Origin of the sequence: Methylobacterium mesophilicum SR1.6/6 (assembly GCF_000364445.2) — a bacterium.
Lineage (GTDB): Bacteria > Pseudomonadota > Alphaproteobacteria > Rhizobiales > Beijerinckiaceae > Methylobacterium > Methylobacterium mesophilicum_A.
This window is the reverse complement of record NZ_CP043538.1, coordinates 3494528-3518212: the sequence shown is the minus strand read 5'-3', so window position 1 is coordinate 3518212 and position 23685 is coordinate 3494528. Positions and strand designations below refer to the sequence as shown.

Annotated in this window: 15 protein-coding genes and 2 pseudogenes; 12 read left to right on the top strand and 5 right to left on the bottom strand. The window is 66.1% G+C overall.

From position 1 onward, the window contains the following. Positions 1-4: 4 nt before the first annotated feature. Together MMSR116_RS16740 and MMSR116_RS16735 are read left to right on the top strand one after the other, a co-directional pair. Positions 5-766 (top strand): ABC transporter ATP-binding protein, encoded by a 762-nt coding sequence (locus tag MMSR116_RS16740; protein ID WP_010686693.1) that lies wholly within the window; start codon positions 5-7, stop codon positions 764-766. After that, the gene (locus tag MMSR116_RS16735; RefSeq protein WP_010686694.1) at positions 763-1467 is read left to right on the top strand and encodes an ABC transporter ATP-binding protein; all 705 of its coding nucleotides are present in this window, start codon (positions 763-765) and stop codon (positions 1465-1467) included. The genes MMSR116_RS16740 and MMSR116_RS16735 overlap by 4 nt, the downstream gene beginning before the upstream one ends. A gap of 373 nt (positions 1468-1840) precedes the next feature. Here MMSR116_RS16735 and MMSR116_RS16730 read toward each other — a convergent pair whose 3' ends face one another. Next, positions 1841-2272, bottom strand: coding sequence for a YybH family protein (locus tag MMSR116_RS16730; protein WP_106428332.1), 432 nt, complete (start codon positions 2270-2272; stop codon positions 1841-1843). A 198-nt stretch (positions 2273-2470) separates the two neighbouring features. Between MMSR116_RS16730 and MMSR116_RS31925 the strand changes: the two are divergent. The 7 genes and pseudogenes from MMSR116_RS31925 to MMSR116_RS16705 all read left to right on the top strand — a co-directional run. Continuing rightward, positions 2471-2764 (top strand): annotated as a pseudogene (locus MMSR116_RS31925) (recombinase family protein); the annotation flags it as partial. Positions 2765-2921: 157 nt separating this feature from the next. Next, positions 2922-3005: pseudogene (locus MMSR116_RS31920) on the top strand (hypothetical protein); the annotation flags it as partial. A gap of 45 nt (positions 3006-3050) precedes the next feature. Continuing rightward, complete coding sequence (locus tag MMSR116_RS31915; protein WP_010686697.1) at positions 3051-3686, top strand: hypothetical protein; 636 nt, start codon at positions 3051-3053, stop codon at positions 3684-3686. Between the two features lie 226 nt (positions 3687-3912). Then, positions 3913-7419: a protein NO VEIN domain-containing protein gene (locus MMSR116_RS16720; RefSeq protein ID WP_010686698.1), complete on the top strand. Its 3507-nt coding sequence runs from the start codon at positions 3913-3915 to the stop codon at positions 7417-7419. An 18-nt stretch (positions 7420-7437) separates the two neighbouring features. Beyond that, positions 7438-8010 carry a hypothetical protein gene (locus MMSR116_RS16715; protein ID WP_051072296.1) on the top strand — a complete coding sequence of 191 codons (573 nt, stop codon included), beginning with the start codon at positions 7438-7440 and terminating at the stop codon, positions 8008-8010. 22 nt (positions 8011-8032) lie between these two features. After that, positions 8033-10927 (top strand): DUF1156 domain-containing protein, encoded by a 2895-nt coding sequence (locus tag MMSR116_RS16710; RefSeq protein WP_010686700.1) that lies wholly within the window; start codon positions 8033-8035, stop codon positions 10925-10927. Then, positions 10927-11865 carry a hypothetical protein gene (locus MMSR116_RS16705; RefSeq protein WP_158168894.1) on the top strand — a complete coding sequence of 313 codons (939 nt, stop codon included), beginning with the start codon at positions 10927-10929 and terminating at the stop codon, positions 11863-11865. The genes MMSR116_RS16710 and MMSR116_RS16705 overlap by 1 nt, the downstream gene beginning before the upstream one ends. A 78-nt stretch (positions 11866-11943) precedes the next feature. On the opposite strand, the gene MMSR116_RS16700 is transcribed toward MMSR116_RS16705, so the two are convergent. The 4 genes from MMSR116_RS16700 to MMSR116_RS16685 all read right to left on the bottom strand — a co-directional run bounded on the left by MMSR116_RS16700 (position 11944) and on the right by MMSR116_RS16685 (position 17924). Continuing rightward, positions 11944-13203, bottom strand: a complete 1260-nt coding sequence (locus tag MMSR116_RS16700) for an adenylate/guanylate cyclase domain-containing protein (protein ID WP_010681965.1) — start codon at positions 13201-13203, stop codon at positions 11944-11946. Positions 13204-13283: 80 nt separating this feature from the next. Then, positions 13284-15263 (bottom strand): RNA polymerase sigma factor RpoD, encoded by a 1980-nt coding sequence (gene rpoD, locus MMSR116_RS16695; protein ID WP_010681966.1) that lies wholly within the window; start codon positions 15261-15263, stop codon positions 13284-13286. 199 nt (positions 15264-15462) lie between these two features. Next, positions 15463-17352, bottom strand: a complete 1890-nt coding sequence (dnaG, locus tag MMSR116_RS16690) for a DNA primase (protein ID WP_010681967.1) — start codon at positions 17350-17352, stop codon at positions 15463-15465. A 110-nt stretch (positions 17353-17462) separates the two neighbouring features. Next, on the bottom strand, positions 17463-17924 hold the full coding sequence (locus MMSR116_RS16685) for a GatB/YqeY domain-containing protein (protein ID WP_010681968.1): 462 nt from the start codon (positions 17922-17924) through the stop codon (positions 17463-17465). A gap of 192 nt (positions 17925-18116) precedes the next feature. Between MMSR116_RS16685 and carA the strand changes: the two genes are divergently transcribed. From carA to carB, 3 genes are all read left to right on the top strand, one after another. Then, positions 18117-19349 (top strand): glutamine-hydrolyzing carbamoyl-phosphate synthase small subunit, encoded by a 1233-nt coding sequence (gene carA / locus MMSR116_RS16680; RefSeq protein WP_010681969.1) that lies wholly within the window; start codon positions 18117-18119, stop codon positions 19347-19349. Positions 19350-19624: 275 nt separating this feature from the next. Next, on the top strand, positions 19625-20002 hold the full coding sequence (locus MMSR116_RS16675; protein ID WP_010681970.1) for a hypothetical protein: 378 nt from the start codon (positions 19625-19627) through the stop codon (positions 20000-20002). A gap of 171 nt (positions 20003-20173) precedes the next feature. Continuing rightward, positions 20174-23647: a carbamoyl-phosphate synthase large subunit gene (gene carB, locus MMSR116_RS16670; RefSeq protein ID WP_010681971.1), complete on the top strand. Its 3474-nt coding sequence runs from the start codon at positions 20174-20176 to the stop codon at positions 23645-23647. Positions 23648-23685: the final 38 nt, after the last annotated feature.

Genomic DNA, 23685 nt, shown 5'->3' with positions numbered 1-23685 from the left:
GGACATGGCCGACGCTCTGGTGGTGCGCAACCTGAGCCGCAGCTTCGGCGGCCTCAAGGCCGTGCAGGACGTGAGCTTCTCCGTGGCCGAAGGTGAGACGCTCGCCCTCATCGGCCCCAACGGAGCGGGGAAGACCACGACCTTCAATCTGATCAGCGGAGTGTTCCAGCCGGACCGCGGATCGGTCGTCGCGTTCGGGCGCGAACTCGTGGGCCGGCGGCCGCACCAGATCTGTGCGAGCGGCCTCGCCCGCACCTTCCAGGTCGCCAAGCCGTTCGGAGCGATGACGGTGCTCCAGAACGTGACCACCGGCGCGCTCCTGTGCGATCGCCGCGTCGCCGCCGCGCAGGAGCGGGCGCGCGCGGTGATCGATTACGTCGGTCTGTCCGCGCGCGAGAACACGCCGGCGCGCGACCTGACCACGATCGACCAACGCCGCCTGGAGATGGCGCGCGCGCTCGCCACCGAACCGCGCATCCTGCTGCTGGACGAGGTGATGGCCGGCCTCAATCCCTCCGAGATCAACGTCGCCGTGGCGCTCGTGCGCAAGCTTGCCGAACGGGGGCTGACCATCATCGTCGTGGAGCACGTGATGCGGGCGATCCTGGCGGTCGCGCGCCGCATCGTGGTGCTCGACCACGGGCAGAAGATCGCCGAGGGAAGGCCCGATGCGGTGATGGACGACCCCGAGGTCGTGCGCGCCTATCTCGGATCGGCCCATGCGGAAATCACGGCGGGGCGGGCAGCCCGCGAGGTTCGGGCATGATCGAGCTCTCCGGCGTCGGGGCGAGCTACGGCGCCGTACCGGCTATCGTCGACCTCGACTTGTTCGTGGGGGCGGGTGAGGCCGTCGGATTGCTCGGTGCCAACGGTGCCGGCAAGTCGAGCACGCTACGCGCGATCTCCGGCCTGCTGCGACCGAACGCCGGCACGGTGAGGTTCGCCGGACACGACCTCGCCCGACTGCCGCCCTACAAGATTACGGAACTCGGGATCGCCCATGTGCCTGAAGGCCGGCGCGTCTTCCCCGAGATGACGGTGCACGAGAATCTCGAGGTCGGCGCCTACGTGCCGGCCGCCAAGGCCGATCGTCGTCGCACGCTCGATCTCGTCTACGGCATCTTCCCGCGACTGGCCGATCGGCGAGGTCAGCTTGCCGGGACGATGAGTGGAGGGGAGCAGCAGATGTTGGCCGTCGGTCGAGGCCTGATGCTGAAACCGAAACTGCTCATGCTGGACGAGCCCTCGCTCGGCTTGGCGCCCGTGATGGCCGACGTCACCTTCGACAAGATCCAGGAGATCCACAAACTCGGCACGGCGATTCTCTTGGTCGAGCAGAACGTCGCGCGCGCGCTGACCATCGTGCAGCGGGCCTATGTGCTGGAGAGCGGCCGGGTGACCCTGCACGGGACCAGCGCTGAACTCGCCGGCAACAAGAATGTCCAGGCGGCGTATCTCGGCCTCTGAGGATGCCGCCACGCGGCACTTCCTACGCAGACAATCGTTAGCGGGAGCGAACACAGGACATCAACGACCGCGTGGTTGGCCTGGATGGACCGCGTCGGCAAACTCCGACACCCGTCGTGAGCGTCAGGAAGTCGTCCGCTTTTAAGGCGAAGCTTCTCAGACGCGGACCTGCCGCTTCCAGCCACCTGCCGACACGAAACGCTCACCTGAGCGTCTCAGATGGGTGGGATGCGGAAGTTGACCGACGGCTCGCAAGCGGACATTCCACCTGCGACCCAAGTAAGACATAGCGGCAGTCCCCGGCGCCACTGAAAAGCAGCCGCCCGGCAATAGAGCGATCAGGCGAAGTCCCGCATCTCTCATGCGACGTCAATCAGTTCCATGTGTGCAAGACCGTGCGCCAACCGCCCTCGCGCTTCTCCAGCACATTCACCCAATTACCCTCGAACTTCTTTTTCGCGCCGCCTTCTACCGGGCCAGTCATCTCCCAGCGGCCTGACACGATGAGGAGGTTGTCCTTCGGCAGAGCACTTTTTACAGTCGTTTTGTGATCGTCCCACCCTTTTGATTTCAGGCCTGAGAAAAAGTTCTGTATTCCGTCACCTGACTGAGGCATGCCTTTTGTCACGACAATAGCATCGGGAGCATATAGCTTGCCGAGGGTATTCATATCGCCGCTGTTGTAAGCCTCGTCCCACTTGGTAGCAGCACTTTGTGCGTCAGATTGGAGAGTATCCGGCATGGCTGGGCTTGAAATTCCCAATATCGTGCCAGCCAACATTGGAATGAACAAAGATCGATGCATCGAATCCTCCATAATCTGTCAGATTATAGATCGGACTCCGAATGCGCCGCAAGTGTTTCGTCCGGATATCATATATCTCGAAAACGAATTCAATATTCGCGTCCGTGCACTGCCCAGAACGTTTTCACTTCGAATTTAATCCCGCTTCGAATGCACGAATGAGGCGCCAGGGAGGCTGCCTCTGCCCTCGACGATAGGATGGAAGAGGTCGAGAAGCGCGGAGCGCGGATCAAGAAGCGGCTCGCCGTCGATCCGGTCGAGGAGGAGACCATCTGGCTGATCTTCCGCCCGTATCGCTACGGCGACGGGTCGAGCGGGCCGCTCGGGGTCAAGGCGATCATCTGCTACCTGAGAGAGCGCGGCTATCGCACCCGGTCCGGGGCCCGGTTCGGGGTCGCCACCGTCCACGGCCTGCTGACCAACCGGGTGTACGGGGAGAGGTCCCTCAACAAGCGCTGCTCGAAGACGCTGCGGGTGAAGCCGCAAGCCGAGCACATCCCGATCAGCGTGCCGGCGATCATCGACCTGGCCAAGTTCGAGGCGGTGCAGGCGACTCCATGGCGCACGGCCCCGCACCACACCGGCCCGGGCCGTCACCGGCCCGATCCTCCTGACGAGCCTGGTCACCTGCACGACCTGCCGGGGGCCGATGACGCTACGTACCGGCACGTCGAAGCCTGGAAAGGCTCATCGCCACGACAGTTGCTCGACGCACGGGCGGCAGGGCCAGACCGGCTGCATCGGCCGCAGCATCCCGGTGGACACTTTGGATACCCTTGTGACCGATCATCTCCTGGCCGAGTTGCTGCAACCGGACCGACTGCGAGCGACGCTCTCCTCGCTTTGGACGCTGCGGGCCGAGAAGGCGGTGCAGGTCGACGGGCGCGAGGCGGCTCTGCGTGGGGAGCTAGCCCGGACGGAGGAGAAGCTGAAGCGGCTCTACCGGATGGTCGAGAAGGGCGCGACCGATCTCGACGACATCCCGAAGGGGCGGCTCCAGGCGCTCAAGCAGGAGCGGGATCGCGCGCGGGCGGCGCTGGCGGCCGAGATCGCCCCGAAGCTCATCGAGAGGTTCGGACCGCTCATGCGGACGACCGTGACGCGCGGCGAGATCCCGTTCCGGAAGGCGTGGCTGCAGGCGATCGTCGATCGGGCAGAGGTCGAGGCCGACGCGATCCTCGGTCACCGCGATCCCAAGACCACGCAGCGGTATGCGCACCTCGCCCGCGACCCCGTGCGCGCAGCCGCCGATCAGGTCTCGGGCATCATCGCGTCCGCACTCGCCACCCCAGCGCTCGCGTCGTCCGGGGCTGCTGCGCGGGACGTAGTCTCTCCGCCCGTAGCTCGCCAGAAGCGCATGGGACGGCAAGCAATGGAGCCCGTCGCAGGACGGCGGGGCACGCGATCTGGCTAACGTGCAATCGCAAGCGCGGCGGCCCCCGAAAGGCCTTCTCGAGGGATATCGACGCGCTGGGCAGCACGCAGACAATCGTTGCAGGACAGGCGATCTCGGTGTCCGGGCCAAGCGTGGTGGCCCGCGTGCCACAGCGTCTCAACGACGTCACGCTCAACCCAAGGTTTAGCGCTAGTCGACGTTGCGTTCTCTGTCGCGATCGGGAAGGTGTGACGGTGGAGAGCGCATGATCCTGTTCGACGACCTGAAACCTGGATCGCGCCTGCGCGGCCTCGATCCAAGCGGCATCGCAGAGATCGTCCAAGTCACCCGCTTCGGCACAGACGCGGCGAACCTCGTTTTCCGTGTCAACGGCAAAATCGGGGAACGGCTGCTCTACCGGGGTGAGGAGGCGGGCTTAGAGTCGATCGAGGTAGGGCGCTCCTTCGCGTTCGACGCAGACGGCGGCCTGCTGCGACTCGCGTCGGAGGCCTACCGCATCCGGCTCGCGCATCTGTTCGATCCCTACCTCGCCGTCAGCGCCTCGCAGATCGAGGCGTTGCCGCACCAGATTACCGCCGTCTATGGCGAGATGCTGCCGCGCCAGCCGTTGCGCTTCCTGCTGGCCGACGATCCGGGCGCGGGCAAGACCGTGATGGCCGGCCTCCTCATCAAGGAACTCCTCATTCGCGGCGATCTCGAGCGCTGCCTGATTGTAGCACCGGGCAGCCTCGTCGAGCAGTGGCAGGAGGAGATGGCCGAGAAGTTCGATCTCGGCTTCGATCTCTTGACCCGCGATCAGATCGAGGCGTCGGTCACCGGCAACCCGTTCGTCGAGGCCTCGCGCCTCATCGTGCGCCTCGACATGGCGGCGCGCTCGGACACGCTCAAGGCGAAGCTCGAAGCCGCGCCCGACTGGGATCTCGTCATCTGCGACGAGGCACACCGGATGGCCGCCTCGTACTTCGGGGGAGAGGTCAAGGAAACGCAGCGTCACAAGCTCGGCAAGCTGCTCGGACAACGCACGCGCAACCTGCTCCTGATGTCGGCAACGCCACACAACGGGAAAGAAGCGGACTTCCAGCTTTTCATGGGCCTGCTCGACGCCGATCGGTTCGAGGGCCGCTTTCGCGAAGGCGTACACAGGGTCGACGTGTCCGACATGATGCGTCGGCTGACGAAGGAAGAACTCTACCGATTCGATGGCACGCCCTTGTTCCCCGAGCGGCGCGCCTACACCGCGAACTACGCCCTCTCTCCAACTGAGACCGAACTCTACCAGGCCGTGACGACCTACGTGCGCGAGGAGATGAACCGCGCCGACCGCACCGGCGATGACAAGCGACGCTCGAGCGTCGGGTTCGCCCTTCAGATTCTGCAGCGTCGACTGGCCTCCTCACCGGCCGCGATCCACCGCTCCCTCGAGCGCCGCCGCAAGCGTCTCGAGGAGCGCCTCCGGGAAGAGCGCCTGCTACGACAGGGAGCCTCGGCCGCCCTCACGCGGCCGCCTGTCCTGCCCGTCTTCGATCCCGACGATGTTGATGAGATCCCAGGTGGTGAGGCCGAGGAAGCCGAGGATCAGATCGCCGTCCAGGCGACGGCGGCGGCGACCCTCGCGGAACTCGAGGCCGAGATCGTGATCCTCGCCGATCTTGAGGAGCGTGCCTTGCGGATCAAGCTCTCCGGCCAGGACACGAAGTGGCGACAGCTCGAAGCGATCCTCGATGAGCCCATGATGCTCGATGCAGCGACGGGGATGCGGCGCAAGGTCCTGATCTTCACGGAGCCAAAGGACACGCTCGAGTACCTCCAGCAGAAGATTGCCGCGCGGGTCGGCGACCCGGCCGCGGTGGTGGTGATCCACGGCGGTGTGGCGCGGGAAGCGCGGCGGGCAGCCATCGCCGCGTTCAACTCCGATCCGCTCGTGCGCGTCATGATCGCCAACGACGCCGCTGGCGAAGGCGTAAACCTGCAGCGCGGCGCCCACCTTATGGTCAACTACGACCTACCGTGGAATCCGAACCGGCTTGAGCAGCGCTTCGGCCGCATCCACCGCATCGGCCAGACCGAGGTCTGCCACCTATGGAACCTGTGCGCCGCCAACACGCGCGAGGGCGAGGTCTACCGCCGGCTGCTCGAGAAGCTGGAGGAGGCGCGCGCGGCGCTCGGCGGCAAGGTCTACGACGTGCTGGGCGAACTGTTCGAGGGCCAATCCCTACGAGACCTGCTCGTCGAGGCCATCCGGTACGGCGACCGCCCCGAGAAAAAGGCCGAGCTGTTCCACAAGGTCGACGGCGCGGTCGATGTCGGCGCCATTGAGCGGCTCGTGGCCGAGCGCAAGCTTACCACCGAGGGGATGAACCCCCACGCGGTCGCAGCTGTCCGCGAGGCCATGGAGCGCGCCCAGGCGCGCCGGCTGCAGCCGCATTTCATTGGCGCGTTCTTCCGAGAGGGTTTCGCGATGCTTGGCGGTCGCCTTGCTGAGCGCGAGAAGGGCCGATTCGAAATTCTGCGAGTGCCCGCCATTCTGAAGGAGCGGGATCGTCAGATCGGGCGGTCCGATCCGGTACTCGATCGCTACGCGCGTATCACGTTCGAGAAGGCGCTGATCGTCGGCACGCCCCAGGCCGAGTTGGTCGCGCCCGGACATCCGCTGCTCGACGCCCTTGTCGATGTCGTGCTCGAGCGCTTCCAGCCCTTGCTCGGCCAGGGCAGTGTGCTGATCGACGAGGCAGATGACGGCGTTGCGCCGCGCCTCCTCGTCTACCTGGAACACGCGGTACAGGATGCGCGCTCAGTCCGTACCGGCGAGCCCCGTGTGATCTCGCAGCGGTTTCAGTTCATCTTGCTCGCGGAGGACGGAACGGCTCACGACGGTGGTCCAGCGCCCTATCTCGATTACCGGCCCAGCACATCGGAGGAGCAGACCGCGCTTCGAAGCGTCGTGACCGCTCCGTGGTTGTCGGAGGGCGTAGAAGCCCGCGCGCTCAGCTATGCCATCGCGCATCTCGTCCCAGACCACCTGAACACCGTGAGGGCGCGCCGGGTGGCCGAACTCGACAAGATCGAGCGGGAGGTCCGATCGCGCCTGACCCGCGAGATCAATTACTGGGACGCCCGCGCCGCGCGCCTGCGCGAGGAGGAGAGGGCCGGCAAGGAGCAGCGCGTCAACGCCCAGAACGCGGAGGCCACGGCGGCGCGCCTCGTCGAGCGGCTACACCGGCGTCAGAGCGAACTCGATCGCGAGCGGCAGATCTCCGCGATGCCACCGGTTCTGAAGGGGGCCGCCCTCGTGATCCCGGCTGGGCTTCTGCGCAGCCGGGAGGTGAAGGCGCCCGCCCCAGTGGCGGACGGGTTCAGCGAAGATCCGCTCGCGCGGACTGAAATCGAGCGCCTCGCAATGGAGGCCGTGATGGCGGCTGAGCGCAGCCTCGGCCATGAACCGCGCGACGTCTCGGCCGAGAAAAAAGGTTGGGACGTCGAGAGCCGCGACCGCGAAGGAGGTCCCCTGCGCTTCATCGAGGTGAAGGGCCGGCAGGCCGAGGGCCGCGACGTAATCATCACCAAGAACGAGATCCTCGCCGCGTTGAACGCCGCCGACGCCTTCATCCTAGCCATCGTCCGCGTCGAGGCCGGCTTCGCGCGGGAGCCCGTCTACGTGCGGCGCTTCGTCAACAGGGAGCCGGGCTTCGCCGAAACGGCCGTGGTGTTCGACATTGCTGATCTGCTATCGCTGGGCGGCAGGCCGCAGTGAGCGACATGGGGCGGGTGATTGAAGGCGCTGATCATCGATGAGCCCTGGATCGGGCTGATACTTCGCGGCGAGAAGACATGGGAGATGCGCAGGACGGCCTGCCACCAAAAGGGGCAGATCGCCCTAATCAGGAAGGGAAACGGACAGGTCGTCGGCGTCGCGGGCTGCGCGGGGTCGCTGCCTGCCCTCGCCGACGCGAACGCGTATCGTGCCGCGGAGCCGAGACACCGCATTCCGGTAGACCGGCAGGCGCAGGCTTACGCCGACGGATGGCGAACGCCTTGGGTCATCACGAACGCGCGGCCGCTGGATCGGCCGGTCGCCTACGCCCATCGATCCGGTGCGGTGATCTGGGTCAATCTCGATCCAATGATGGCCGAGGCCGTCGCGGCCCAGGCCAGCGCGCTCTACGCCTCCGTGCTGGAGATGCAGGCTCACTCGCGTTCAACCGCCTCTGATGAGCTACGCACGCCGGCGGCATCGTCTGTTCCTGGCAAGCCCACACTGATCCGAGATTGGATCGACGGGAACGTGGCCCACCTGCCGCTTTCCGAAGCCAACATCGCGACCCTCGGAACATTTACACCGTAACGCTTGAGAAGCTGTCAGCTACATGAGTGTCGTCCGCAAGAAGCTTATTGAAGTCTCGATCCCGCTGGAGGCGATTAACGCCGCCTCCGCGCGAGAGAAGTCGATCCGGCACGGGCATCCCTCAACCCTGCACCTGTGGTGGGCACGACGGCCGCTAGCAGCGTGCCGGGCGGTGCTGTTCGCGCAGCTGGTCGACGACCCCTCGTCCTGGCCGGAGCGCTTTCCGGGCGCGGAGGCGCAGGAGACCGAGCGCAAACGCCTGCACAAGGTCATCGAACGGTTGGTGCCCTGGGAGGCCTCAAATGACGAGCGCATCCTGAATGAAGCCCGGTGGGAGATCGCGCGCTCGGTCGCCTGGGGGCTCGGCGAGGAGCCGCCAGCGCCGGGTGAGGGTGCAGCCATCCTTGAGTACCTGCAAACCAAGGCGCCGCCGGTCTACGATCCGTTCTCCGGCGGCGGCTCGATCCCGCTGGAGGCGCAGCGGCTAGGACTACGGGCCTACGGCTCGGACTTGAACCCGGTAGCAGTACTGATCGGCAAGGCGCTAGTGGAGATTCCGCCGAAATTCGCCGGTCGGCCGCCGGTGAACCCGAAAGCACGCGCGGAGGCGGCCAATGGACAGCTCCGAGCCTGGAAGGGCCCACAGGGCCTCGCGGAGGACGTGCGCTATTACGGCCAGTGGATGCGCGACGAGGCAGAGCGCCGCATCGGGCATCTCTACCCGAAGGTGACGCTGCCGGATGGCTCGCAGGCAACGGTCATCGCCTGGCTATGGGCGCGCACTGTCCGCTCCCCCGACCCGGCCGCCAAAGGCGCCATGGTGCCGCTGGTCTCGTCTTTCATGCTCTCGACCAAGGAGGGCAAGAAGGCCTGGGTCGAGCTGGTGATCGATCCGGACGCGCAGGATGGGTGGCGGTTCGAGATGAGGAAGGGACCGCTTTCTAAGGTGGATGAGGCGAAGCTGAAGGAAGGCACGAGGGGTGGGAGAACGGGCTTTATTTGCTCTCTGACCGGTAGTTCAATTCCGTTTGCATTTATCAGACAAGAAGCATGCTCGTCGGGTCTCAAGCCACGTCTCATGGCTATAGTCGCGGAGGGTGCCCGTGGTCGCACGTATCTTTCGCCCAACGATGAACATATGGATGCAGCCATTCAGGCTGAACCCTCGTGGGGGCCGGAGGGCTTGGTCACGACGCCGAGTCACGACGTTGATCGCCTACCGATGTACGGTATGCCGAGATGGCGAGATGCATTCTCAGACCGTCAACTTGTCGCGCTATCGACATTTGCTGATCTGGTTGATGACGTCCACAACGAGGCGCTGATGGCTGCGAAATTGTCAGGCGTCGAGGAGGGAGAGACGTTATCAGGTGACGGCGTGGGCGCCAGGGCCTACGCAGACGCAATCGCAACTTACTTAGCCCTAATCGTTGGCAGATGTACTGACGCGTGGAGCACAGTGACTTCATGGGCATCGACCGGAGAATTCATAAGAAATACATTCGCTCGACAAGCCATTCCAATGGTTTGGGACTTTACGGAATGCAATCCGTTCAGCGCATCGACCGGAAATTTTAACAATAATGTTGAATGGACGAGCAGTGCGTTAGCAGCTGCATCAGCGTCAGGTCTTGGCGTCATTCAGCAAGTGACCGCTCAGACTAACAATTTTCCGATCCGACCGGCGATCATATCTACCGACCCGCCTTACTACGACAACATCGGCTATGCAGATTTGTCAGACTATTTTTATGTTTGGCATCGAGAAATGCTCTCAAAGATCTGGCCAGAGCTATATAGGCGTCTTTCAGTCCCGAAAGATAGCGAACTTGTCGCGACGCCATACAGACATGGAAATCGCGAGAAGGCGGAAGCGTTTTTTATGGCGGGTATGGCAGAAGCGCTAACCGCCATACAGAATGCTGCGACACAGGACGAACCCATAGCCGTTTACTATGCTTTTAAGCAGTCAGAAGCTGCACAAGATGGCATAACGTCGGCGGGCTGGGCCTCGTTTCTGCAGGCCATAGTCAAGGCTGATCTAACAATTGACGGCACGTGGCCGGTTCGCACGGAGCGAGGCGCACGTACGATCAGCGTGGGGACCAACGTCCTCGCTTCATCGATTGTTCTCGTTTGTCGCAAACGCGCTGCCGACGCGGAGATCATCACTCGTGCTGATTTCATCCGGGCGCTGAAGCGCGAGATGCCGGCCGCGATCGATGCAATCCGGAAGGCCGGAGTCGGGCCGGTCGACATGCAGCAATCAGTAATCGGCCCTGGCATGGGCGTGTTCTCACGCCAAGCTAAGGTGCTGGAGGACGACGACAGCGCCATGAGCGTGAAGACCGCTCTGGCACTGATCAACCGAGTCTGGGAGGAGATTGAGAATGAACTCGATCAGGCCTTCGACTCCGCGACGCAAGTGGCGCTTGCCTGGTTCGCGACCTACGGCTTCGAGCCGCGCGCCTCGGGCGAACTGATCACGCTCACGACCGCCAAAAACACATCCGATCGTGCGCTTTTCGCCTCCGGCGTATTCGACGACTTGCGCGGCAAGACCCGCCTAACACCACGGGACGCGTTGCCAACTAATTGGTCGCCCGCTAGCGACAAGACTCTGACAGTCTGGGAATGCGTTCAGCACACCGCTCGCGTGCTGAACGCCCCGGACGGCGGCGGCGAGGCGGCGGCGGCTTTGGTGGCCCAGATGGGCCCGAAGGCGGAGGAGGCTCGCGCCCTCGCTTACCGCCTGTTCGAGATCGCCACCCAGAAGAGCTGGGCCGCCGAGGCGCTGGTCTACAATGAGCTGGCGCAGGAGTGGACCAAGCTGGAGGACCGGGCGTCGTCGCTGGCGACCGCCGGCCCGACCCCCGGCCCGAGCCAATCCGCCTTCGCGTTCGGGGGGGCGGCCTGATGTCGACCGAGAAGGAAACGCTGCAGCGAGTCCAGGCCGGCCTCTATCACCTGCGCCGCGGCCTGACGCCTTTTGTAGAGAGCCGCATGAAGGGCCGGCACGGTGCGAACTGGCTGCACTTCGCCAGCCGCGCGGCCGGCGGCTCGCCCAAGGCCGGGCTCGACGAGTACGGCCTGCTCAAGACCATGATCGACAGTTGGCGCGACGTGTTCGACGACGCCTTCGGCCGAGGGCGAGGCCGCCATCCGCACCGTCGTCGACACCGCGCGCCTCACAGGCAGCAGTTCCTTCGACGCCATCCTCAAAACCATCGGCGCTTGAACCCTGCCATCAAACGCGTGGGTAATTACCCATTCATGATCGCGCGCTACAATTTTTACCTCGCAAACGGCTATTTTGAAACGTCCGAATATTGCAAGGCTATCGATTTGTATTTGAAGCGTGCAGATCAAGGTTTTTGGGATGAAGAAGTTTTCCTCGCGCTGCTGTCGGCTGCCGATGCGATGGAGCGCCTGGACGAACCGGCGGCTGCGATCTTGATGCTTTATGAGAGGATGATCGCCATCAGGCCGGAGCGTGCGGAGGCATGGCTCGGAGCCAGCCGATATTGCCGGCGCAAAGGAAACCACGCCGCAAGCTATCGCTACGCGGAGGGGGGCGTTGGCCTGGACCTGCCGAGCAAAGGCCTCAGTTTGCACCCTTGGGTCTATGCCTATGGCCTGCGGGAGGAACTTGCCCTCAATGCGTTCCACTTAGGGCAGTCTGCCGTCTGCCTGTATAATTGCACCGAGATACTGGTGCAGTCGAACATACCCGACGAGGTGCGTGCGCGCGTTCGCGCGCTGGCGCGCCAGGCGCTCACCCAGATTGTGGAACCCATATGGGGCTGCCGGCCACTGCCCTACAGTTCGCAATACGATCCTCAGTGGCGAGCTTAGCGCGGTCCGAAGCGTCCACATCGGGATTCGCGGCGCCAGTCATCGACTCTGTTCGGCGAGCGCGCCCGGGGCGCGCGTTCAGCTCGCCTTGCGCGGCCGCAGAAACTTCGGTCGGAATACCGCCATCGGCTCCCGGAAGCCGTCGAGCTGATGCTCGCCGAGGGGAATCGGATCGCCCCACAAGAAATCCACGAACGGCTTCGACATCAGCAGCGGCTCGCCCAGGATCCGATTCATCTGCGCGAGGCGGCTCGCGAGGTTCACGTCCCGGCCGATGACGGTGAAGTCGAGGCGCGAACCCGATCCGACATTCCCATAAGCGGCCTCACCGTGGTGAAGCGCAATACCGGCGGCCACCGGCACGGGAAACTGGTGCAGCGCGTTCGCCTCATCGAGAGCCGCCAAGGCGTGCTGCGCCGCCGTCAGCGCCCCCTTGGCGGCGCCGCCGAGATCGTCGCCGGACTCGCGGAAGATCGCCAGCAGGCCATCGCCGAGATACTTCAGCACCTCGCCGCCCTCGCGCTCGATCGGCGGCACGAGGCAGTCGAAGAACACGTTCAGCAGGCCAACCACCTCCTCGGGCGTCATGTCGGCGGAGGTGCGGGTGTAATCGCGCATGTCGGCGAACAGGATTGCCGAACGGATCCGCGTCACCTGCCCGCGGCGGATATCGCCCGCAAGGATCGCCCGGTGCGGTTCGTCGCCGACGTAGAGCCGCAGCACATGGTCGAGCTGCTTGTTGAGCACGCGCATCTCAGCGACCGCGGCGAGCGCCGGCATGACGAAGCGCAGGATCGCGATGTCGTCCTCGCCGAATCCCTCCGGTGCGCGGGTGGCGAAGGTGATGCCGTTCTTGGTGCCGTTGGTGAAGAACAGCGGCGCCACGACGTAGTGGGTGTAGCCGCCGGCCTTCAGGTCCGGGACGATCGCGTAGGCATCGTCCGGTGTCTCGGACAAATCGAGGATCAGCCACTCCCCGGTCTCGTGGACCGTGTGGAAGGGAGAGTTGAGGTAGGCGTCGGTCGAGCGGGCGCCGTGCGGGAACAGCCGGACGGTGGTGCCGCCGTCCCGCGTCCAGATGCGGCCGACGCCGGCATATTCCGAGTGCAGGGTGTCGATCGCCGTGGAAGCCCGGTCCACCGGCACCCCGATGGCAATCAGCCGCTCGGCGAGTCCGGCGAGCATCTCTTCGGCGTTCGGCATCCGCGCGCCTTCCCCGAGCAGCCAGTCGCGGATGCCCACGGAAGGCTGGAGGGCGCCGAAGGGGACGTCGTCGGCTTCGGAGCCGTCCGCGAAGGCCGTCGGCGCTCCGGTGTTTGGCGGGCGGCGTTCGAGCATGGCGCCAGACTGGATGCCGCGAAACACCTTGGCAACGCGGTCGACGAGAAAAGCGCCGCGACGGCCGCCGCGGCGTGGGCTCAGTTGTCCAGGAAGCTCCGGAGCTTCCGGCTGCGCGACGGGTGCTTCAGCTTGCGCAGGGCCTTCGCCTCGATCTGGCGGATGCGCTCGCGGGTCACCGAGAACTGCTGGCCGACCTCCTCGAGGGTGTGGTCGGTGTTCATGCCGATGCCGAAGCGCATGCGCAGCACGCGCTCCTCGCGCGGCGTGAGCGAGGCGAGCACCCGCGTGGTCGTCTCGCGCAGGTTCGACTGGATCGCCGCGTCGATCGGCAGGACCACATTCTTGTCCTCGATGAAGTCGCCGAGATGGCTGTCCTCCTCGTCGCCGATCGGCGTCTCGAGGGAGATCGGCTCCTTGGCGATCTTCAGGACCTTACGGACCTTCTCCAGCGGCATGGCCAGCTTCTCGGCCAGCTCCTCCGGGGTCGGCTCGCGGCCGATCTCATGCAGCATCTGGCGCGAGGTGCGGACGATCTTGTTGATCGTCTCGATCATGTGCACCGGAATGCGGATGGTGCGGGCCTGATCGGCGATCGAGCGGGTAATGGCCTGCCGGATCCACCACGTGGCGTAGGTCGAGAACTTGTAGCCGCGGCGGTACTCGAACTTGTCCACCGCCTTCATCAGGCCGATGTTGCCCTCCTGGATCAGGTCCAGGAACTGCAGGCCGCGGTTCGTGTACTTCTTGGCGATCGAGATCACGAGGCGCAGGTTCGCCTCGATCATCTCCTTCTTGGCCTGCCGGGCCTCGCGCTCGCCCTTCTGGACCATGTTGACGATCCGGCGGTACTCGCCGATCTCGAGGCCCGTCTCGGAGGCGAGATCGAGAATCTGCGCGCGCAGCTCCGCTACCTGCTTCGAGCCGCGCTCGACCAGGTTCTTCCAGCCCTTGCCGCCGAGCGTGCCGACGCGCTCCATCCAGTTCGGATCGAGCTCGTAGCCCTGGTAGTGGCGCAGGAACTCGTCGCGGGCGACCCCGTGGCTCTCGGCGTAGCGCATCAGCCGGCCCTCATGGCCGATGAGCTGCTTGTTGATCGAGTAGAGCTGCCCGACCAGAGCCTCGATGCGGTTGTTGTTGAGCGACAGGGACTTCACGTCGGCGACGACGATGTCCTTGAGCTCGACCTGCTTCTGGTTCTGGGCGGGCGTGTTCTGCTCGCCAGCGGCCTTGCGCTCGGTGCCTTCCGTCTGGAACTTGCGCAGCTTGCGGTAGTTCGCCGCGATCGCGTCGAAGGTCTCCAGGACCCGCGGCTTGATCTCGGCCTCCATGGCGGCGAGCGACACGTTGTTCTCGAGGTCGTCCTCGTCGTCGCCGCCCTCCGGGGGCGCCGGCGGCTCGCCATCCTCCGATTCCTCGCCCTCGGCGATCTGCGGCGCGTTCTTCCCGTCCGGCCCGGCGTAGGTCGCCTCCAGATCGATGATGTCGCGCAGAAGGACCTTCCCCTCCACCAACTCGTCGCGCCAGATGATGATCGCCTGGAAGGTCAGCGGGCTCTCGCAGAGACCCGCGATCATCGCCTCGCGGCCGGCCTCGATGCGCTTGGCGATGGCGATCTCGCCCTCGCGGGACAGAAGCTCCACGGAGCCCATCTCGCGCAGGTACATGCGCACCGGGTCGTCGGTGCGATCCGTGGGCTCCTTGGTTGTGGTAGCGACCGCGACCGCGCGCGCCGGCGCGACCTCGGCGACCTCGCCGCCCTCGGCCTCCTCCTCCTCGCCATCGGCGGATTTCTCGCCAGCGGCCTCGTCGGTCTCCTCGGCCTCGACGACGTTGATGCCCATCTCGGAGAGCTGGGAGAGCACGTCCTCGAGCTGGTCCGGGTCGGACTGGCCCTCGGGCAGAACCTCGTTCACCTCCTCGTAGGTCACGTAGCCGCGCTTCTTGGCGAGCTTGACCATCCGCTTGACCGAAGCATCCGTCAGGTCGAGGAGCGGCCCGTCGGTCGGCTGCTCGGGGGCAGCGTCCGTCTCGTCCCGTTCCGTTGCCTTCGTTGCCATGATCAGCCTATTGTTTCGCACGCGGCGCGCGGCGGAGGCCGTGGTGAGGCCGGTCCAAGCCTGCGACGCCGCTTTCTGAGAACCGCGCCGGATCGCTCCGGTCGCGTTGAGTCGTCGGTTTCCGTATGCAAGCCTGAGGCTTGACCGATTATTAACTATGGCGGGGCGTTCCCCCTCCGCCACCGCCATGGCACAGCCATCACGCGGCCGTCGAGTCGTTCGACACCGGCACGTCGGCCTCAGCCTCGGCGGCGATGACGGTTTCCAGCCTCGCCTTCACCTCGCAGAGCCATGCCCACCCGGCATCGGTCGGATCGTTCTCAAACGCCTGCCGTGCTTCGCGAAGTTCGCTATGTAGCGCGCCTGCCTGCCGGTGCAAGATCATCGCCTGTCTGAGGGCGTCCGCGCGGTGTGCCGGGTCCGCGTGCGGAGCCAGGGTTGTACGGTCGCGCGAGCGGGCCAGGGTCAGGATCCGGTCGGACGCCGCAGCGAGTCCGGCGCGTGTGATGCGATTTTGCAACACGTCCGGGTCCGTACGTTGCTCCTCGGCCGCGCTGGCGAGCAGGACCGACAGCAGCGCCTGCGCGTCCGGATCCTCGAAATCGAATTCGGCGATCTCCTCGGCGAAGTCCGCGAGCATCTCGGGATGCGCGAGGAGCGTGCCGATGATCACCGCCTCGCGCACCGCGGCGGCGCCGGTGAAGCCCGCGGAGGCGGTCACCGACGGGCTCGGGCCGCCGGTGATACGGGGCGAGACCGGCTCGCCGGGACGGGTGAAGCGGGTGCGTCCGCGGGTGGCCGGCCCGGCGGCACGCGCCCCCCGGGGTGACAGGCCGCGCAGCCGCTCCTCGATCTCGTCGCGGTAGTAGCGCCGCACGGTCTCATCGCGGATCGTCGCGACGGTGGTGCGCAGGGTCTGGGTCAATCCGGCCCGCCGCTCAGGCGTATCGACCGGCCCAGCCTCGACGGCGCGCCGCCATAGCAGCTCGGAGAGGGGCAGCGCGGCCTTGAGCACCTGATCGATCGCCGCCGGTCCGCCCGAGCGCAACAGGTCGTCGGGGTCCTGTCCGCCGGGGAGCAGCGCGATCCGCAGCGACCGCCCCGGTTCGAGGAGTGGCAGCGCGAGGTCCAGCGCCCGGAACGCCGCCCTCTGGCCGGCCTTGTCACCGTCGAAACACAGGATCGGCTCGTCGGCATGGCGCCAGAGCAGGCCGAGCTGGTCCTCGGTCAGCGCGGTGCCGAGCGGCGCCACCGTCTCGGGATGGCCCGCGAGCGTCATCGCGATCACGTCGACATAACCCTCGACCGCGATGATCGAGCTCCGATCATGCGCGGCCTTCCGGGCGCCGTGGAGATTGTAGAGCGTCCGGCCCTTGTGGAAGAGCGGCGTCTCCGGGGAGTTCAGGTACTTGGCGCGCACCTCCTTGGCGAGCGCCCGGCCGCCGAAGGCCACCACCCGGCCCCGGGTATCGGTGATCGGAAACATCACCCGGTCACGGAAATAGTCGTACGGGACCGACACACCCTCTCCGGCGGCCAGCAGGCCCATCTCGACCATCAGCGCCTTGTCGACGCCCTGTCCGGCCAGATGATCGCGCAGGGCGTAGCGCTCGTTCGGCGCGTAGCCGAGCCGGAATCTTTCCTGGACCTCCGGCGCAAGCGCCCTTCGCTCGAGATAAGTGCGGGCCTCGCTGCCCTGGCCGGAGCGCAGCCGCTCCTCGAACCAGCGGGCGGCCATCTCCATGACCTCGATGGCACCCGCGCGCTTGGTCTCGGCGGCGCGGTTGTCCTCGGTGGGCGCGGGGAGGCTGACGCCGGCTTCCCCCGCCAGCCGCTCGACCGCCTCGGGAAAGCTCAAGCCCTCCGTCTCCATCAGGAAGGTGAAGATGTCGCCGTGCTTGGAGGACGAGAAGCAGTGGTAGAACTGCTTCTGGTCATTCACGTAGAAGGAGGGGGTCTTCTCGGCGTTGAACGGCGACAGGCCACGCCACTCCCGGCCGGCCTTCTTCAGCTGCACGCGGCGGCCGACCACCGACGAGGCCGGCAGCCGGGCGCGAATCTCTTCCAAGATATGGGGCGGGTAGCGCACGGGGCCTGGGATGGGTTGCGTGAACCCATCCTTATAGCGCGTGACACGTAAGCGAGTCCTTCGCGCCCCCGAAATCCGGTGGAGGATAGCGGGGAGAGGCTCAGCTCCCGTCAGCCCTTGGCCGCCAGCGCGGCCTTCACCAGCCCGCTCGCCTTGCCGAAATCCATTCGGCCCGCGAAGGTGCCCTTCAGGGCGCTGATCACCTTACCCATGTCCTTCGGGCCGGCGGCGCCGGTCTCGAGGATCGCCGCCTCGACGGCCGCCTTGATCTCGGTCTCGTCCATCTGCTTCGGAAGGAAGCCTTCGATGATGCCGATCTCGGCCCGCTCGGTGGCGGCAAGTTCGGGGCGTCCACCCTGATCGTAGACGCCGGCCGATTCGGTGCGCTGCTTGATCATCTTCTGAAGCAGCGACAGGATCTCCTCGTCGGAGATGGGTTCCTTGCCGAGGCCCCGCGCCTCGATGTCCTTGTCCTTGAGGGCGGCCTGGATCATCCGGATGGTCGCGAGCCGCTCCTTGTCGCCGGCCTTCATGGCCTCCTTCATCTCGGTCGTGAAGCGCGCGCGCAGCATGTTGGTGAGCCTTCCAAAGGTCGAAACGGGGGGCTGGCCTGCGATTTGCGGGTGTTGAGCCCGGCGAAAAGCGGGGCCACATTGACCCCATCGCGGGCCGCTCGCTAAGAGCGCCACACACGATCATGCTGCAAGCCGAGAGCGCCACAAGCCGGCGCCCGCCTTCGGCCGGACATAAGCGAGACTCGACCCATGCTGCAAGACGCCGCCGCGCCCGCTCCCGAGGCTCGGGCCCCCGAGCCCTGGGCCGAGCCCGTGGCGACGGCGCTGCTGGTCCTGGCGGACGGCACCATTCTCGAGGGCTTCGGAATCGGGCAGACCGGCATCGCCGACGGCGAGGTCTGCTTCAACACAGCGATGACAGGCTATCAGGAGATCCTGACCGATCCGTCCTATGCCGGCCAAATCGTCACGTTCACATTCCCGCATATCGGCAATGTTGGCACCAACGACGAGGATCTGGAGAGCCTGGAGGCGGCGCCGGCCTCGGGCGTGCGCGGCACCGTGATCGCCTCCGCGGTGACGAAGCCGTCGAACTGGCGCTCCTCGTCGCACCTCGACGGCTGGCTGAAGGCCCGCGGCATCGTCGGCATCACCGGCGTCGATACGCGGGCGCTCACTGCCCGCATCCGCGATCAGGGTATGCCGAACGCGGTCATCGCGAACGATCCCGAAGGCAGATTCGATCGGGAGGCCTTGAAGGCCCGCGCGGCCGCGCTCGCGCCCATGGAGGGACTGGACCTCGTGCCCCCGGTGACGAGCCGGGCGCCGTCCGAATGGTCGGAGACCGTCTGGGCGCTGGGCGACGGCTACGGCAAGCGCGCCCCCGGCGAGGGCCTCAAGGTCGTGGCCATCGATTACGGCGTGAAGCGGAACATCCTGCGTCTCCTCGCTCAAGCCGGCTGCGACGTCACTGTGGTGCCGGCCACCACGCCCGCCGAGGAGATCCTGGCGATGAAGCCGGACGGCGTGTTCCTATCGAACGGCCCCGGCGATCCTGCGGCAACCGGCGCCTACGCGGTTCCGGTAATCCGTAAGCTGCTCGACGAGAAGGTGCCGACCTTCGGCATCTGCTTGGGCCACCAGCTCATGGGCCTCGCCCTGGGCGGCCGGACCGTGAAGATGAACCAGGGCCATCACGGGGCGAATCATCCGGTGAAGGACAAGACCACCGGCAAGGTCGAGATCGTCTCGATGAACCACGGATTCGCGGTGGATCCGAACAGCCTGCCGAACACGGCGGTCGAGACCCACGTCTCGCTGTTCGACGGCTCGAATTGCGGGCTGACGCTGACCGATCGTCCAGCCTTCTCGGTGCAGCACCACCCGGAAGCGTCGCCCGGTCCCCGCGACAGCCACTATCTCTTCGAGCGCTTCGTGACGCTGATGCGCTCCGGCGAGCCGGAGGCGGCGAAGAACAGCTGAAACGGCGTTTGCCGCGCCCGAGCGCGGCGGCCGCGGCGAAGCAGGTCTGACAGCCAAGTTCGCGCTCGGTGCGTCCCGTCCCTAAATCGTGGCGCTGCATTCGCCAAAACGGTCAGGCTGGAGTGATTCGCCTCGGGCGTCGTCGATCACGCGATCCCAAACGAGCCCTGCCGGGGCCATAAAATCCGCCAGATCGCCTGGCTTATGCACACCCACGACGACCCGCGAGCGGCGGCGCCCCCGCCACCGCCGCCACCGTCGCAGGGGAATGCCGGATGACCATCGACGAGGCGCGCGACGACTTCTCCCGCCTGCACCGCACGTTCACGTTCCATCTGGGCGTGGCGGTGAGCCTGTCCTGGTTGACCGCTCTCACCGCCGCCTTCTACGCACCCTGGGTGCGCAACATCCGGGCCCTGATCGATCCGGTGGCCGGGCTCGACCGCGTCGAGAGCACGGTGTCGTATCTCTTCGCCCTTCCCGCGGTCCTCGCCCTGGCCTGGGTTTCCCTCTATTTCGGCCGCGAGACCCTGCGCCGCGCACAGACGCTCTCGAACGTGGCGGTCGAATTCGCGGCGGCCGCCGTGGTGGCCTTCGGGGTTTTCTATCTCTCGATCGACCGGGCCGTCGCCGCCCTTCTCGCGGGCTTCTGAGATCGGCCATGCACGGCGCGCGCAGCGAGGCTGCGCGGTTGCAGCGGCCTTCCAATGCGCCCGTGGCCCGTGTAAACGCGGGGCTCAACGACAATCCCGCCACGCGCGTCCGGGAGCAGGGCTGAACCCAGCCGTGCCCGATCGGGCGCGCTTGGCCTGAGAAGGCCTCCGATGCCCAAGCGCACCGACATCTCCTCGATCCTGATCATCGGTGCGGGTCCGATCATCATCGGACAGGCCTGCGAATTCGATTACTCCGGCACACAGGCCTGCAAGGCGCTTCGCGAGGAGGGCTACCGCATCGTCCTGGTGAACTCGAACCCCGCGACCATCATGACCGATCCGGACATGGCGGACGCGACCTATGTCGAGCCGATCACGCCCGAGATCGTCGCCAAGATCATCGAGAAGGAGCGCCCCGACGCGATCCTCCCGACCATGGGCGGGCAGACTGCGCTGAACTGCGCGCTCTCGCTGCAGAGGATGGGCGTGCTCGCCAAGTTCGGCGTGCAGATGATCGGCGCCACCGCGGAGGCGATCGACAAGGCCGAGGACCGGAGTTTGTTCCGCGACGCCATGACCAAGATCGGGCTCGACACCCCGAAATCGGCGCTGGCCAACGCCTCGGCGGCTAAGAAAGCCGACCGCGAGAAATACCTCGCGGAGGTTGCGCGGATCGAGTCCGCCAACGCCGATCCGGAGGCCCGCCGGGTTGCCCTTGCGGCTTTCGAGAAGGGCTGGATGGCCGGCGAGAGCGATCGGCGCAAGCGTTACGGCGAGCACGCCATCGGGCAGGCCCTGATCGCGCTGGCCGAGGTCGGTCTGCCGGCGATCATCCGGCCCTCCTTCACGATGGGCGGCACCGGCGGCGGCATCGCCTACAACCGCGAGGAATTCCTCGACATCGTCGAGCGCGGCATCGACGCCTCGCCGACCAACGAGGTGCTGATCGAGGAGAGCGTGCTCGGCTGGAAAGAGTACGAGATGGAGGTCGTTCGCGACCGGAACGACAACTGCATCATCGTCTGCTCCATCGAGAACATCGATCCGATGGGCGTCCATACCGGCGACTCGATCACCGTCGCCCCCGCGCTGACGCTCACCGACAAGGAATACCAAGTGATGCGCGACGCCTCCCTCGCGGTGCTCCGCGAGATCGGCGTCGAGACCGGCGGCTCGAACGTGCAGTTCGCGATCAATCCCGAGAACGGGCGCATGATCGTGATCGAGATGAACCCGCGCGTCTCGCGCTCCTCGGCGCTCGCCTCGAAGGCGACGGGTTTCCCGATCGCCAAGGTCGCGGCCAAGCTCGCGGTCGGCTACACGCTCGACGAGATCGCCAACGACATCACCGGCGGCGCGACTCCGGCCTCGTTCGAGCCGACGATCGACTACGTCGTCACCAAGATCCCGCGGTTCGCGTTCGAGAAGTTCCCGGGCGCCGAGCCGACGCTGACCACCGCCATGAAGTCGGTGGGCGAGGCCATGGCGATCGGGCGCTGCTTCGCCGAATCGCTGCAGAAGGCCCTGCGCTCCCTCGAGACTGGCTTGACCGGCCTCGACGACATCGAGATCGAGGGACTGGGCAAGGGCGACGACCACAACGCCATCAAGGCGGCGATCGGCACGCCGACGCCGGACCGGCTCCTGAAAGTCGCGCAGGCCCTGCGGCTCGGCGTCAGCCACGAGCAGATCTATGCCTCCTGCAAGATCGACCCGTGGTTCCTGGAGCAACTCCAGGCGATCATCGATCTGGAGAAGCGCGTGAAGGCCTACGGCCTGCCGACCACGGCCGGCGCCTTCCGCCAGCTCAAGGCGGCGGGTTTTTCCGACGCGCGCCTCGCGGTGCTGGCGGGCCTGGAGGAGGCCGAGGTGCGGGCCAAGCGCCGGGCGCTCGCGGTGCGTCCGGTGTTCAAACGGATCGACACCTGCGCGGCCGAGTTCAAGTCGCCCACCGCCTACATGTACTCGACCTACGTGGCGCCTTTCGCGGGCGCGGTCGTGGACGAGGCCCAGCCCTCGAACGCCAAGAAGGTCGTGATCCTCGGCGGCGGCCCGAACCGGATCGGTCAGGGCATCGAGTTCGACTATTGCTGCTGCCACGCCTGTTTCGCGCTGTCGGATGCGGGCTACGAGACCATCATGGTCAACTGCAACCCGGAGACGGTCTCGACCGACTACGACACGTCGGACCGGCTCTACTTCGAGCCGCTCACCGCCGAGGACGTGCTGGAGATCATCGAGACCGAGCGGCAGGCCGGCACCCTGCACGGGGTGATCGTGCAGTTCGGCGGCCAGACCCCGCTGAAGCTCGCCCGCGCCCTCGAATCCGCCGGTGTGCCGATCCTCGGCACCTCGCCGGACGCGATCGACCTCGCGGAGGACCGTGACCAGTTCAAGCGGCTCCTCGACAAGCTCGCGATGAAGCAGCCGAAGAACGGCATCGCCTACTCGGTGGAGCAGAGCCGGCTCGTCGCGGCCGATCTCGGCCTGCCCTTCGTGGTGCGCCCGAGCTACGTCCTGGGTGGCCGCGCCATGGCGATCATCCGCGACGAGACGCAGTTCGCCGACTACCTGCTCGACACGCTGCCGAGCCTGATCCCCTCCGAGGTGAAAGCCCGCTACCCCAACGACAAGACCGGCCAGATCAACACGGTGCTGGGCAAGAACCCACTCCTGTTCGACCGCTACCTGTCGGACGCGGTCGAGGTCGACGTCGACGCGGTCTGCGACGGCAAGGACGTGTTCATCGCCGGCATCATGGAGCACATCGAGGAGGCCGGCATCCATTCCGGCGACTCGGCCTGCTCCCTCCCGCCGCGCTCGCTCTCGTCCGAGATCGTGGACGAGCTTGAGCGGCAGACCAAGGCCATGGCGCTGGCGCTCAACGTCGTCGGCCTGATGAACGTGCAGTACGCCATCAAGGACGGCACGATCTACGTGCTGGAGGTGAACCCCCGCGCCTCACGCACGGTGCCGTTCGTCGCCAAGGTCATCGGCGAGCCGATCGCCAAGATCGCCGCGCGGGTCATGGCGGGCGAGGCGCTCGCCGCCTTCGGCCTGAAGCCCAAGACCCTGCCGCACATCGCCGTGAAGGAGGCGGTCTTCCCCTTCGCGCGGTTCCCTGGCGTCGACGTGCTGCTCGGTCCGGAGATGCGCTCCACCGGCGAGGTCATCGGGCTCGACGCGAGCTTCGGCGTGGCCTTCGCCAAGAGCCAGCTCGGCTCGGGGACGCAGGTGCCGAAGGCGGGCTCGGTATTCGTCTCCGTGCGGGACGCCGACAAGGCCCGCATCCTGCCGACCATGAAGCTCCTGTTCGATCTCGGCTTCACGATCCTGGCAACCGGCGGGACGCAGCGATTCCTGGTCGACAGCGGCGTCCCGGCGGAGCAAATCAACAAGGTTCTCGAGGGCCGGCCGCATGTGGTCGACGCCATCAAGAACGGCGGCATCCACCTCGTCCTAAACACCACGGAAGGTGCGGGCGCACTCTCGGACTCGCGCTCGCTCCGGCGCGCGGCCCTCTTGCATAAGGTGCCGTATTACACCACTCTAGCCGGCGCGGTGGCCGCGGCCGAGGGGATCAAGGCCTATCTAGAAGGCGATCTCAAGGTCCGTGCCTTGCAGGAATACTTTGCGGCCTGAACCTCAGGGTCCCGCTGACTTTATCTCGTGGCCCGGGG

Excerpts from the sequence above, each read along its gene's own strand:
- MMSR116_RS16740 (WP_010686693.1), top strand. The coding sequence starts at position 5 with ATGGCCGACGCTCTGGTGGTGCGCAACCTGAGCCGCAGCTTCGGCGGC.
- MMSR116_RS16735 (WP_010686694.1), top strand. The coding sequence starts at position 763 with ATGATCGAGCTCTCCGGCGTCGGGGCGAGCTACGGCGCCGTACCGGCT.
- MMSR116_RS16730 (WP_106428332.1), bottom strand. The coding sequence starts at position 2,272 with ATGCATCGATCTTTGTTCATTCCAATGTTGGCTGGCACGATATTGGGA.
- MMSR116_RS16720 (WP_010686698.1), top strand. The coding sequence starts at position 3,913 with ATGATCCTGTTCGACGACCTGAAACCTGGATCGCGCCTGCGCGGCCTC.
- MMSR116_RS16710 (WP_010686700.1), top strand. The coding sequence starts at position 8,033 with ATGAGTGTCGTCCGCAAGAAGCTTATTGAAGTCTCGATCCCGCTGGAG.
- MMSR116_RS16705 (WP_158168894.1), top strand. The coding sequence starts at position 10,927 with ATGTCGACCGAGAAGGAAACGCTGCAGCGAGTCCAGGCCGGCCTCTAT.
- MMSR116_RS16700 (WP_010681965.1), bottom strand. The coding sequence starts at position 13,203 with ATGCTCGAACGCCGCCCGCCAAACACCGGAGCGCCGACGGCCTTCGCG.
- rpoD (WP_010681966.1), bottom strand. The coding sequence starts at position 15,263 with ATGGCAACGAAGGCAACGGAACGGGACGAGACGGACGCTGCCCCCGAG.
- MMSR116_RS16685 (WP_010681968.1), bottom strand. The coding sequence starts at position 17,924 with ATGCTGCGCGCGCGCTTCACGACCGAGATGAAGGAGGCCATGAAGGCC.
- carA (WP_010681969.1), top strand. The coding sequence starts at position 18,117 with ATGCTGCAAGACGCCGCCGCGCCCGCTCCCGAGGCTCGGGCCCCCGAG.
- MMSR116_RS16675 (WP_010681970.1), top strand. The coding sequence starts at position 19,625 with ATGACCATCGACGAGGCGCGCGACGACTTCTCCCGCCTGCACCGCACG.
- carB (WP_010681971.1), top strand. The coding sequence starts at position 20,174 with ATGCCCAAGCGCACCGACATCTCCTCGATCCTGATCATCGGTGCGGGT.